Source organism: Sinorhizobium psoraleae (assembly GCF_013283645.1).
GTDB classification, from domain to species: Bacteria; Pseudomonadota; Alphaproteobacteria; order Rhizobiales; family Rhizobiaceae; genus Sinorhizobium; species Sinorhizobium psoraleae.
The window spans coordinates 59887-72985 of record NZ_JABEKV010000009.1; the positions used below are offsets into that span (position 1 = coordinate 59887).

Here is a 13099-nt window from a genome sequence, read left to right on the forward strand (position 1 = left end):
AAGAGCAATTCAAATGAGCTATGCCCTCAGGAGCCACTTAATTGAGCTGATGGAATGAGGCAAGGTCCTCAGGACTGGGCCGCCCTGGTTCCGACTCAGAAAGCATGACCAGAACTCGCTCTCGAGGGCAGATAGTCCGAGCAGAAAGCAGCGATTTCACGCGTGCCCTACATGCCATCGAACATCTGTCCAATAACGGTAGCGCCTACACTGCAAGGGACCAGGCTATTTGCTCAAGCCCTCAATCTGGTCTCGTGCATCACGCCGGTCGCCAGCCCTCAATCAAACGGCATGCCGGTTCGGCGAAAGATACAGCCTCTCGTCTAGGCATAGCTCAGGCAATGAGCAATATAAGTCTGGAAACTTCACGGCTTAAACTGGGGGACTGTGGCGTGGCTCGTTCAACGGCGGAACTAAATGCTCACCGAGAGCCAAGATTGATCTCGATATTGCCGGCAGCGCGCCGATAAGCTTTCAAACGCCTTCCTGGGGCAAGGCGAACAAGTTGGTAGCCGATGGCTTGCCATCGCAGGAGTTGGCCGAGAAGCTTGGCGAAACGCAAACGGCTGGCAATTAGCTTACGGATCCTGGCCGTAGTCGCGGCGGACCGTGACGGCATAGTCAGCGCAGGAAACTGAAACTGGCCACCGGCTGATTCTGCGCCAGGCCGCGGGCGCGCAGCGCCGCATCGGCGCCGGCATAGCCGGATTTGAGCAGCAGGCGCTGCTCGTCAAGGGAGAACGGGTTCAGGCGGGTGCGCAGGGCCGCCGCCGCCGCAGCCTCCTCTGCGGAGAGCGCCAGGGCGTCCGACACGGCATAGTGGGCGGGCGCCGCGTCGATACTCCAGTAGGCCACCTGCCGCTGTCCCCGGTTGGCCATGCCGAACAGGATTCGCCGCCTTGAGTGCTCGGCCTGCTGCTGAATAAGACCGAGGGCGCGAACCATCTGGCCGATCCATCGCCCGGTGGGGCGGCCGACTTCGGGGATCGTGCGGCCGGCATTGCTGACCAGGATCGTCCGGCACCGCTTCCATACGCGCTCAAGCCCGAGATTGTCGTAGATTCCCCCGTCGGCAAGAACGGCTGTCGTGGTAAACGGCGCCCGGTGCAGGTCGGCGCCGGCTGTGGGCCGCACGGACTCGCGCGACAGGTCGATACGCACCGGCGACAGGATCGGCGGGAAGGCCGACGAGGCCGCGACGACGCGCGCCAGCGGAATCACAGGCTTGTCGATCATGCCCACGCGGTAGTCGGCCGCGTAGCTCTTTCCGAAGCGCCAGCCGCTGCCCGTTTGCAGATTTGTGGCCATGAAGGTAAAGCGCGGGGAATCGGGGATGTCCTGCAGGCATGCCCCCTGGAAGAGATGCCGGTCATAGGCGCGGACAAGGCTGTCATCGGCGCTGCAGCCGGGCAGCAGGCCGTAGAGGGCGGCCTTGATGTCGATCCCCTTGCCGGCAAAACGCAGCAGGGGCGAGACGAGCAACGTGTCGAGATTGACCGCGCGGCCATCCTCATCAAACCGCAGGTCCGGCCAGCGCAGCGCCAGCAGGCCGGCGGTGATCGAGCCGCCGGAGACGCTGGCGACCTCCGCGAGGCGCGGCAGGAAGCCGAGCTCGTTGAGGCGAATGATGGCCCCGACGTGGTAAATCATCGCGCGGTAGCCCCCGCCGGAAAGGCAAAGACCGATTGTGTCGGCGAGCTTGCCGACCTGCAGGAAATCGTCCTGCGCGGCGTTGGCCGCGAACAGGCTCTGGATATCGCGCGCCCCGGTGAGATCGTTCATGCCGCATCTCCATCGGGCGTGAGGATACCCCTGCCCGCAAGCAGCACGCTCAGCTGTCCGTCATCGCCCGCGATCGCCATCAGGGCGGGAACGCCCTCGCTCTCCAGCTCCTCGGTCAGCCAGCACAATTGCCGGATGTCCGTCGCGCTCGGGCGCGTCGATGAGCCCCGTGGGTGGGAATGCCATTCCCCGACATAGCGGACCTGATGCAGCGACCGCTCGGCGGCTGCCGCAACAGTTGTGGCCAGCCCCGACACGCCGCGCTCGAAAGCGGTCACGCTCCCGGTGCTGTCCTGCGGGGCCGGCAGGGCCAAGACGAGGTGAATCGAACGGCGGCTCGTATCGGTGATCCCCAGAAGAACGCCGCCGGTTTCATGCGGCAGGCCTGCCGCACGAAGAGCGGCGATCTGGCGCGCGAGTTCCTGGTCGTACGTCACGGTCCAGTCGCCGAGCGCGATCCGGCGCACCGGAGAGCCGGCCTGCTCGGACAGGCTGACGGTATGGTTGTTGGCCAGCGTCCAGACTCGCACGGCCGCCTGCGGGGCGGACAGAGCGTCGGTGATCGCCTGCGAAGCAATCGCACTCAGCAGCGCCGCGCGCGCTGCCGGGATGCGGTTGGTAGCGGCGCGGCAAGAGCCGCTATACCGGACACCCGCCTCGGCCTGGAGGTGCGCCGCCAGCTGCGAATCAGCCTGGACGAGGCGATGATACTGCGCTTCCAGGTCGCGCAGCGTGATGCCCGGATCGGCGCCTTCGGCCAGGAGCACGACCGCCGTTCCGGCCGGGTTGAAAAAGACAGATAGGCGGCGCGCGCCGGGGCGCGGCAGATCGGCAAGGTGCCGCGATACGGCGACCGAGGCCGAGGCATCGATGATGATCTCCGCGCCGGCCATCGCGGCGTCGATATCCGCGCCCAGATCTTCTCGCGGATGGAGGATGTTCGCCTGAAAGAACCGGACCGGCTCGCCGAGCAAGGCGCCGACGCGGTGCGCCAGGCCAAAGACCTTGGGCCTGCCGACATCGACCGGGTAGAGAGCGTGGCGGGAAAGGTTGTGCGGCAGCAGGCTGTCATGATCGATAATCGTCCAATCGAACCGGCCCTCGCGCGCGAGGTTGACCGCTAGCTGCGATCCCAGCGATCCGGCGCCGACCAGGACGCAGCGGCGCCTGTCAGGCTGGGCCTGCCCGCTGATCATCGCGCCGACAGCCCGGTCAAATCCCAGATGGACGTCAGCGGGCGAGATGGGAAGGCCAGGCACGGCCGTGCCGGCGGTCACGCCGACCATCCTGACATAGCCGCTGCCTGAGCCCACGTCGCTGTCATTGCGCGCGAGCACGCCGAGGGCAACGCCGACATCCCCGGCGGAATCGTGGGTGATAAAAGCGCGCAGGTCGTCGGCCTGGCGGCCATCGTCCCCTGCGATCGGGAAGGCCACAACGAGGGCGATCCGCGCCTGGAGGCGGCGGACGGCCGTGGCATCAAGCCCGGCCCATTCGATGACACGCGCGCGGAGTTCTGCGCCAAGATCGATCCCGCAGCCCTGCAGTTGCTGCGCGAGAGCATCGAGGGTCTGCGGGGCGCGCTGCAGGCGCTGCATACCCTGCGGCGCGGCGCGCAAGGGGACGACCACGAACTGCGGATCAGCTCCGTTCCCGCCCGGCCGCACGAACTCGGTGACGATGACCGTCTCGTGCTCGTTGCGGATATGGCCGACCAGTTCGGCAGGACGGTCGGCCGGCGCCAGGGCCGCCGCCGGCAGGATGATGGTCGCCGGGTTGCGGAAGAAAAGGGGCTCCAGCGGCTGCGCCGTGTCGTGAAGCTCGCCGCGAGCGGCCTTCGCGAGCCAGAGCTGGATGCGGCGGATAAAGTCCGCGGGCGTGAAGGCAAGCCGGGCTTCCGCCCACGGCCGGTCATCGATGCACAGGGCGCGCGGCGTGTCGTCCGGCGTCCAGTTCTGGTGCATGGTTTCCGGAAAATCAGGGCGCAGCGCCAGGACCGCCGGCTGCTCGCCGCTCATCCCGAAGACCACGGCCACCGGCTCCACGCCGCGGATGGGCGCGGCGAGGTCCTGCGGCCGCTCCACTTCAATGTCGAGATGCAGCGCGGCCAGGGTGCCGTCATCGGAATGCCGTGACTCCACAAGCGTGACGGCCGGAGCCCGGCTCGAGGCGACATACGCGACGACCGCCCGCGTGGCATCGGGCGCGACCGCGTCCGATGCCACCGGCTGCCCGAAACCCTGCCACCAGGGATGAAGCGCTGCCGTCATCCTCAGCCCGCCCGCGCCGGCGTGGAGATGATGCTGGCCGCGCCGGCCACGGCCGAGACGGTCAAGAGCTGCGCGCCGCGGCTCGTCACCTCGATGCTGAGCGGCTTCGGCCGGGCCGTCGAGGGCGATTCCATGGTCACCTTGAACGTCCCGTCGGCGCCGCGGGCGACCGCCTTGTAGTAGTTGCCCGCCTGCCGGTGGGGCGGCTGGACATCGGCGTCTTCGGGCGTCCCCTTGAGCGGCATCGGCTTGCTCGTCGAGACCATGATGTGGCGCTCGCGGCCCTGCGTCTCGCACAGCCATTCGACGTGCTCGGTAGGCTCGGTCTCGTCTTCACCCTTGGTCCAGCCAATGGCCGTGTACGAACAGTGGTGGGGAACCTTGAAAATGTCCCACAGCAGACGGTCCTCGCGCCCGTGGCGCTTGGTGGTCAGGACGATCTGGTCAATGGAATCGGCGTGGATGTCGGACATGAACAGCGCGTAGGTTTCGCGGCCGCCTTCGAGGAAGGTGGCCTGAAAGACGACGCTGTCCTGGTTCCGGTCAACGATCCCGTTCTCGTTCTGACGCCAGCCGAAGGGGCTGTGAATGAAAAACTCGGCCTGTTCCGCCCCGTACTTGGAGAAACCGGGAACGTACTGGCCCGCGTCAGTGATCAGGTGCGCCCGCGACTCCAGCGACAGACCCTGCTTTGCCAGCCAGTCGGCCAGCTTCTTCGGGCGGGAGAATACACGGATGCCGTAGCCCTGCCGCAGCCGGTGGCGTGCTTCCTGCCTGACGATCCGGGCGCTGTCCTCGCAGCCGTCCTCCAGGATGGCGGCGGCGGGAACCCACAATTCCTTGATCTTGATACGGCCTTCGCCCTGGTATTTCGCGGCGTGGTCGAGCCAGAAGAAGTCGCCCGCCCCGCAACAGTGATCGTCATCCAGATGGGTAAAGCAGACGACGTCGTAGTTGTCCCGACCAGCGGCCCGCAGGTCGGCCTTCAGCTCGACAGGAAGGTCAATCCGCGTGTCATAGGGGTCGTTGTCGTTCCGCATATCGGCATAGTCGACCAGCATGTTCTTGCCGTCGGCAAAATCGATCCGGGTGCAGTCGGCATTGCCGAGGGGGTGGAAGGTCAGCTTCGCAGTCATATTCATCTCCTGTGGTCCTCAGCTCTGCCGGGACGGTTCGGTGTTGGTCGCGGCAGCGCCGGGCGGTCACGAGGGACGAAAGTCCCGAATCCTGTTGACCACGGCCCGCTGATGGGATAAAAAACTATACGCGTCTAGTTTCGCTGTCAATATAGTTTCTATACCCTTTTATGGTGGACACAATGGAGAATGAAAACCCCGGCATCCGGTGGGGGGTGGAGCAGCGGCTCGAATTCATCGAGTTCCGTCTTTTCTGGGAGGGTGGGGTCAACCGGTCGGACATCATCGACGTGTTCGGCGTGTCGGTGCCGCAGGCCTCCAAGGACCTTTCGCTCTACCAGGAGCGCGCGCCGGGGAATGTGGAGTACGACAAGAGCGTCAAGCGCTACGTCGCCGCCAAAGATTTCGAGCCGCGCTTTCTGAAGCCCGATCCAGATGCCTACCTGTCGCGGCTGCGTTCGCTGGGCGAAGGCCTGTCGATGCCCGTCGAGTCCTGGATCGCCAAGCCGCCGAAGACCGACATCGCCCTCACCCCGAAGCGGGACATCAATACAGACGTGTTACGGGCCGTGCTCGAAGCGGTACGCGACCACCGGTCGATCGAAATCCTGTATCAGTCCATGAGCAAGCAGCGGCCCGACCCGGTCTGGCGCCGCATTACGCCGCATGCCTTCGGCTATGACGGCTTTCGCTGGCACGCGCGGGCCTTCTGCCACATCGACGGCAAATTCAAAGATTTCCTGCTGCCGCGGGCGCTGGAAGCCCGCATGCCGGGTGAGCCGGGGGCGTCGGGGGACCAGGACAAGCTTTGGCACGAATATTTCGGCTTTGAGATCGTGCCACACCCCGATCTTACACCCAGTCAGCAAATTGTTGTGGCTAAAGATTATGGAATGACAGATGGCAAATGCGTCCTGTCGGTCCGATATGCCATGCTCTTTTACGTTCTTCGCCGACTCGGCTTATTAGGAGATGCTTCAAAAGAACCGGCGAGACGACAACATATAGTTGTTTCAAGCTTCAGTGATGTGCAAACTGCGCTGGCGCGCGCGGAATTCTTTGAAAACAATGCGGAAAATGCGGCGGGCGCGCAGGGGTAACCATGGTTCGGCTTGAAGACATCAAAGGGGGAGCGTTCGTTCGCGGTGTCGTGCCGCAGCAGCCCGTCCAGATCATATCGGTCGACTGGATTGGCGCGCAGGCCGTCAATGTCGTGTTCCGCGATCAGAACGGTGCTGTTGCCGAAGGCACGCTGTATCGCGATGATGAGCATCGCCTTGAGCTTGATGCGCGCGGCCGCCTGTGGACGTTTGAAGCCGACGGGGGCCTTCTTCGCCTGGTCACCGAAGCCAACCGGATCAAGCTCGCTCACTATTTCGATCCTTATCTGGCCATTCATACGAGTCTCGTCGATCCGCTGCCGCACCAGATTTCGGCGGTCTATGGCGAAATGCTGCCACGCCAGCCGCTGCGGTTCCTGCTGGCCGACGATCCTGGCGCAGGCAAGACCATCATGGCCGGCCTGCTCATCAAGGAACTCATCGCGCGCAGCGACCTGGAGCGGTGCCTCGTTGTTGCGCCGGGAAGCCTTGTCGAGCAGTGGCAGGATGAGCTGGGAGAGAAATTCAATCTCGAATTCGACATCCTGACCCGCGACATGATCGAGACGTCGCGCTCAGGCAATCCGTTCAACGACCACAACAGACTGATCGTCCGCCTCGACGTGCTGGCGCGAAGCGAGGAGCTGCAGGATAAGCTGCTGAAATCCCAGGAATGGGACCTCATCATCTGTGATGAAGCGCACCGGATGTCCGCCACCTATTTCGGCGGCGATGTGAAATACACGAAGCGCTATCAGGTCGGACAGCGGCTCGGTCAGATTTGCCGCCACCTGCTGCTCATGTCGGCAACGCCTCACAACGGTAAGGAAGAAGACTTCCAGCTTTTTATGGCTTTGCTTGACGGGGACCGGTTCGAAGGGCGCTTCCGTGACGGCGTTCACTATGCCGACACGGACGACATGATGCGGCGTCTCACCAAGGAAGAGCTCTTGCGGTTCGATGGCCGGCCGCTCTTTCCCGAGCGCCGCGCGTACACGGTCAAGTATGAGCTCTCTCCCAAGGAGGCGGCTCTCTACAGCGCGGTTACCGATTACGTTCGCACGGAAATGAACCGCGTGCAGCGGTTTGCCGACGGCGACAACAAGAAGCGCAACAATGTCGGCTTCGCCTTGCAGATCCTGCAGCGACGCCTCGCCTCATCGCCGGCGGCCATCTATCAGTCGCTCAAACGCCGGCGGGAGAGGCTTGAGAACGAACTGGCCGAGGCGCGCCTTGCGGCACGCGGCCGTCCGGGCGGTGTCATCGGCGACACCAGCGTCAGTGCCGAAGTTCTTCGCAATATTGAGGAATACGGACAGGACGAGGTCGACGAGCTGGAGGATATTATTTCCACCGGCGCCACAACCGCCGAAACCATCGACCAGCTGGCCATTGAAGTTGAAACGCTGAAGGGCTTGGAGCAGATGGCGCTGGGCGTCCTCCGCTCCGGTGAAGACACCAAGTGGACGCAACTCAATCGCATCCTCGACGACGACCTGATGATCGATGGTCACGGTAATCGTCGCAAACTCATCATCTTCACCGAACCCAAGGATACGCTGCACTACCTCGTTGACAAGGTTCGCTCGCGCCTCGGCAACCCTGAAGCCGTGGACGTCATCCACGGTGGGGTGACGCGCGAGGAGCGCCGCAAGGTCATTGAACGCTTCATGCAAGACCGCGACATGCTGGTCCTGATCGCCAACGATGCCGCCGGTGAAGGCGTGAACCTTCAGCGCGGGCATCTGATGGTCAACTACGACCTGCCCTGGAACCCGAACAAGATCGAGCAGCGCTTCGGCCGCGTCCACCGTATCGGCCAGACCGAAGTCTGCCATCTCTGGAACATCGTCGCCGCTGACACCCGCGAAGGCGAGGTCTATGCCCGCCTTCTGGAAAAACTGGAGGCGGCCCGCGAGGCGCTAGGCGGCAGGGTCTATGATGTCCTCGGGGAGCTGTTTGAGGGCGTCGCGCTCAAAGATCTTTTGTTCCAGGCGATTCAATATGGGGAGCAGGAGGATGTCCGCGCGCGGCTGTTCCGCCAGGTCGACGGCGCAGTTGACCAGCAGCACCTGCTGGAGCTTCTGAAGCGCCGTGCCCTGACCAACGATACGATGCCTGAAGCCAAGGTGCATGAACTGCGCCTAGAGATGGAGCGGGCGGAGGCTATGCGCCTGCAGCCGCATCATATCCAGAGCTTTTTCGTCGAGGCCTTCCAGCATCTCGGCGGACGTTTGAAAAAGCGGGAGGAAGGGCGATGGGAAATCACCCATGTGCCTGTCCGCATCCGCGAGCGGGACCGGCAAATGGGCAGCGGAGCGCCCATCCAGAAGAAATATGAGCGCATCTGTTTCGAGAAGAGCGCTATCAACCAGCAGCCTGTCGCCACGTTCGTATGCCCGGGACATCCGTTTCTGGAAGCCGTAATCAGCATCATCCGCGAGGACTACGACCAGCTGATGAAGCAGGGCGCCATCCTTGTCGATGATACGGACATGGGCTCGGACCTTGCCGCGATTTTCCTGCTTGAGCACAGCGTTCAGGACGGACGCCTGACCAGTACCGGCAAACCGCACATCATCTCGCAAAAGCTCCAGTTCGCTTCCGTCGACAAGCAGGGCCGCACGACGAATGCCGGCATCGCGCCCCACCTCAATCTCCGCCCGGCTACGCCGGAGGAGATCGCGCTGGTCAAGGATTGTCTCGACGAACCTTGGCTAACCGCGGACCTGGAGCGAACCGCCGTCCAGTTCGCGACCGTCGAGCTTGCGCAGGGCCACGTTGCCGAGGTCAAGGCGCGCCGCATTCCCGAGATCGACAAGGTCGAGCACGAGGTGAAGGTGCGCCTCAAGAAGGAGATCAATTACTGGGACAGCCGGTCCTTCGAGCTGAAGGAGGAGGAGAAAGCCGGCAAGAAGACGCGCCTGAACTGGCAGAACGCCGAGCGCCGCGCCGAGGACCTGGCGGAACGACTTAAGCGCCGGCAGATGCAGCTTGAGCAGGAAAGATTTATCTCGTCCCAGCCCCCGCGCATCAGGGGCGGCATGGTGGTAATACCGCGCGGGCTGCTCGCTGCGCGCGGCGGCGGCAAGGCACCGAACGGGGGCGTGCCGGCGAGCTTTGCGGAAGACCCGCTGGCGCGCCGGGAGATCGAAATACTGGCGATGGATGCGGTTATGGCGGCGGAGCGCGCCCACGGCCATTCGCCGAGCGACGTGTCCGCCCAGAAGATCGGCTACGACATCGCCTCGCTTGCCGCGAACGGCGAGCACTTGAGATTTATCGAGGTGAAGGGGCGTATCGACGGTGCAGACAGCATCATGGTGACGCGGCAGGAGGTCATCACCTCGCTGCACGAACCTGATAAGTACATTCTCGCCGTCGTTCAGGTTGAGAATGGGATCGCCCGTGAGCCGCGTTACATTCGCAGGCCGTTCTCGCAGGAGCCGGAGTTCGGGATTACCGCCATCCAGGTGAATCTCGCCAGTCTGCTGGCGCGGGCGGAGTCGCCCCGATGACGGCTCCCTTTTCACAATTTGCCATACTCGCCCCGGTTCCGCTGGAGCATCTCCAGTCGGGGAAACTCATCGCTGAAGCGGAAGGGTTTGTCGCCTTTGGCTCACGCAAATGGGACTTATTCCGCAAGGTCGACGAACTCCGTAACGGCGCCGTGGTGCCGGTTTTGATCTATCCCTCACACGAGGATGTTCCGGCCAAAGACAGCTTTATCGTGTCGTGGTTCGGCCTGTATGTCGGTTCTCGGGAAACAGGGAACGGTGCTCACCCGCTGGGCATGAAGCACCGCCCGCCGACGACCGGCCAATATGGAGCCGACAATAAAGGCTACTGGGCCGTGTTCTGGCACGTCAAGGACCTGGCCGAACTGCCACAAAGCCAGAAAATGCCGATTTCCGCGGTCCAGACCGTCAAGGGCGGCTGGCGCAAAGACAAACCTCCCAGAGGGCCTGAGCTCGTCGCCATGCCCTCGACGATTAATTTTCCGGTGTAGATGATGACCAAGCCATACAAGAAAAAACTGATCGAGGTTGCCATTCCGCTTGAGGCGATCAATGCGGCCTCAGCGCGGGAGAAGTCGATCCGGCATGGGCATCCGTCGACTCTGCACCTGTGGTGGGCACGGCGGCCGCTGGCTGCCTGCAGAGCTGTGCTATTTGCCCAGCTGGTAGACGATCCCTCCAGCAATCCCGACCAGTTTCCCAGCCATGAGGATCAGGAGCGCGAGCGCAAGCGACTTTTTGCGATCATTGAGGAGTTGGTACTCTGGGAGAACTCGACCAACGAGGAAGTGCTGGAACGGGCACGCGCGGAGATTCGCAAGAGCTGTGGTGGTGAACTTCCCCCCGTCTACGATCCATTCTCCGGCGGCGGGTCGATCCCTCTGGAGGCGCAGCGGCTGGGCCTGCCTGCCTATGGTTCCGACCTCAACCCGGTTGCGGTGATGATCGGCAAGGCGATGATCGAGATTCCGGCCAAGTTCAAGGACATGCCCCCGATCCACCCCGGCATCAAGGAGCGGCAGTTCTATCGCAATGCCGAAGGGCTGGCTGAGGATGTCAAATATTATTCCGAATGGATGCGCGAGAAAGCGTGGGAACGCATTGGGCACCTTTACCCGCAGGTTAATTTGCCGAAGGAGCACGGAGGCGGACAAGCTACGGTGATTGCGTGGATATGGGCGCGGACGGTACCGAGCCCAGATCCTGCATTTTCCGATGTGCGGGTGCCAATTGCGTCAAGTTTTCTCCTGAGCTCCAAGGCAGGAAAAGAGGCTTGGGTCGAGCCGATCGTCGATCGCGCTACAAAGACGATCATCTACCGTATTCGTAATGGCGGAACAAAGGCCGAGATTGCCGCGGCAAGGGAAGGCACCAAGGCTGGACGCGGCGCGAATTTCCGCTGTCTTATGTCAGACACAGCCATTACACCTGATTACGTGAAGAGCAAAGGCAAGGCAGGCGAAATGGGGCAGGCCCTGATCGCCATAGTTGCTGAGGGCAATCGCAGCCGCGCATATGTTGCGCCGACGGAAATGCACGAGCAGCTTGCTCTTTCCGCCAAGCCCGTATGGCGGCCGGAAACCAACCTGCCGAACGATCCGCGCAATTTTTGGACAGTGGATTATGGCCTGACGACCTTCGGCGATCTGTTCACGAAGCGGCAGTTAGTGGCCCTCAATACCTTCAGTGATCTCCTGCACCAGGTTCGAGCGCAAATCGAGGCTGACGCGGCTAAGGCTGGTCTCTCGTCCGACCCCACCCCCCTGCGGGATGGCGGCAAGGGCGCCAAAGCATATGCCGAGGCGGCGAGTGTGTATTTGGGGTTCGCCATCACACGATTGGCAGACCGTGGAAGCACGATTTGCGGCTGGGATTCCGGATACACAAAGATTCGCAATACCTTTGGGAGGCAGTCTCTCCCTATGACCTGGGATTTCGCCGAAGGTAACGGATTCTCCAGTTCAACTGGAAACTGGATTTCTTGTGTTGAATGGATTTGGAAGGTTCTGGATGCAATTATTGTTGCCGCACCCGGGAATGAGCGCCAACATGACGCGCAAACTGTCGATTATCCCAACAACACCGTTATCTCCACCGACCCGCCTTACTACGACAACATCGGGTACGCCGACCTTTCCGACTTTTTCTTCACCTGGATGAAACCGGCCCTACGTCCTGTTTTCCCCGAGATTTTTGGCGTTCTCGCAACACCCAAAGCGGAAGAACTTGTCGCCACGCCTTATCGCCATGGAGGCAGGGAGGCGGCTGAGGCTTTCTTCTTGGAAGGGATGAGCCGAGCAATCATTAACATGGCAACACAATCCTCGAATCTGTTTCCCGCGACGATCTACTACGCGTTTAAGCAAAGCGAAGTCGCGCAAGAAGGCATCAGCTCCACCGGTTGGGCGACATTTCTGCAGGCCGTAGTCGAGGCTGGGTATGCTGTTGTCGGCACTTGGCCAATGCGCACCGAGATGGCGAATCGTATGATCGCTTCAGGTACCAATGCGCTTGCTAACTCGGTTGTCCTAGTCTGCCGGCAGAAGGAAGCCACTGCTGAAGCCATCACCCGTGCCGAGTTCATTCGAGCGCTAAAGCGAGAACTCCCCCCAGCGATCGCCGAGCTACAGGCCGCGAACATTGCTCCGGCGGATATGCCGCAATCGGCTATCGGTCCGGGAATGGGTGTGTTCTCTCGCTACAAATCGGTGCTGGAATCTGACGACAACCCGATGGCGGTGAAGGCCGCGCTGCAGCTGATAAACCGCGAGCTCGATGAATATTTGGGTGGAATTCAGGGTGAGTTCGATGCTGACACCCGCTTTACAATCACATGGTTTGAGCAAAACGGGTTGAAGGCCGGAGACTATGGCACCGCAAATAGCATAGCGACTGCACGCGGCATTTCGGTCGAGAGCGTAAAGCACGCTGGGATCGTTGAAAGCGCGGCTGGTAAGGTGCGAGTTTTAAAGCGGGACGAGCTTGATCCTGGTTGGGACCCGGAAGCTGACACGCACTTGACGATCTGGGAGTGCCTTCAGCATCTGGTCCGGCTGCATGAGAAGGACGGTATCTCTCATAGCACGGCGCTGGTTTTGAAGAAGATTGGTGACAAGGCAGAGGCAGTAAAAGACCTCGCCTATTGCCTCTACGATATCTGCGCGAACAAGCGGCAGGATGCCAAGGAAGCCACGGCCTATAACGCCCTGATCGCGGATTGGACCGAACTGACGCGCGAGGCCGCAACAATCCATGACATACGCGGCGATGGCCAGACGCGAATGAATTTCTAA

General features: G+C 62.1%; 7 protein-coding genes and 1 pseudogene. 5 read left to right on the top strand and 3 right to left on the bottom strand.

Features of this window, described 5'->3' with window-relative positions; genetic code table 11:
* Positions 1 to 161: 161 nt before the first annotated feature.
* A pseudogene (locus ILFOPFJJ_RS29940) lies at positions 162 to 294 on the top strand (IS3-like element IS426 family transposase); the annotation flags it as partial.
* Between the two features lie 327 nt (positions 295 to 621).
* Here the strand turns inward: ILFOPFJJ_RS29940 and ILFOPFJJ_RS29945 are convergent.
* Genes ILFOPFJJ_RS29945 through mblB form a run of 3 tightly spaced genes read right to left on the bottom strand, consistent with a single transcriptional unit; the run spans position 622 to position 5188 of the window.
* Positions 622 to 1782 carry a patatin-like phospholipase family protein gene (locus ILFOPFJJ_RS29945; RefSeq protein ID WP_173514142.1) on the bottom strand — a complete coding sequence of 387 codons (1161 nt, stop codon included), beginning with the start codon at positions 1780 to 1782 and terminating at the stop codon, positions 622 to 624.
* A complete protein-coding gene (gene cap2-3 / locus ILFOPFJJ_RS29950) occupies positions 1779 to 4052 on the bottom strand; it encodes an anti-phage 6A-MBL system cap2_3 protein (RefSeq protein ID WP_173514143.1) in 2274 nt (757 codons plus the stop codon). Before cap2-3 ends, ILFOPFJJ_RS29945 begins: the two co-directional genes overlap by 4 nt.
* 2 nt (positions 4053 to 4054) lie before the next feature.
* The gene (gene mblB / locus ILFOPFJJ_RS29955) at positions 4055 to 5188 is read right to left on the bottom strand and encodes an anti-phage 6A-MBL system MBL-fold protein (protein WP_173514144.1); all 1134 of its coding nucleotides are present in this window, start codon (positions 5186 to 5188) and stop codon (positions 4055 to 4057) included.
* Between the two features lie 182 nt (positions 5189 to 5370).
* Between mblB and ILFOPFJJ_RS29960 the strand changes: the two genes are divergently transcribed.
* From ILFOPFJJ_RS29960 to ILFOPFJJ_RS29975, 4 genes are read left to right on the top strand one after another with little or no spacing between them, the layout of a single operon-like run.
* The gene (locus tag ILFOPFJJ_RS29960) at positions 5371 to 6288 is read left to right on the top strand and encodes a helix-turn-helix transcriptional regulator (RefSeq protein ID WP_173514145.1); all 918 of its coding nucleotides are present in this window, start codon (positions 5371 to 5373) and stop codon (positions 6286 to 6288) included.
* 2 nt (positions 6289 to 6290) lie between these two features.
* Positions 6291 to 9806 (top strand): DUF8742 domain-containing protein, encoded by a 3516-nt coding sequence (locus ILFOPFJJ_RS29965; protein ID WP_173514146.1) that lies wholly within the window; start codon positions 6291 to 6293, stop codon positions 9804 to 9806.
* Complete coding sequence (locus ILFOPFJJ_RS29970; protein WP_173514147.1) at positions 9803 to 10297, top strand: hypothetical protein; 495 nt, start codon at positions 9803 to 9805, stop codon at positions 10295 to 10297. Before ILFOPFJJ_RS29965 ends, ILFOPFJJ_RS29970 begins: the two co-directional genes overlap by 4 nt.
* Before the next feature lie 3 nt (positions 10298 to 10300).
* Positions 10301 to 13099 carry a DUF1156 domain-containing protein gene (locus ILFOPFJJ_RS29975; RefSeq protein WP_173514148.1) on the top strand — a complete coding sequence of 933 codons (2799 nt, stop codon included), beginning with the start codon at positions 10301 to 10303 and terminating at the stop codon, positions 13097 to 13099.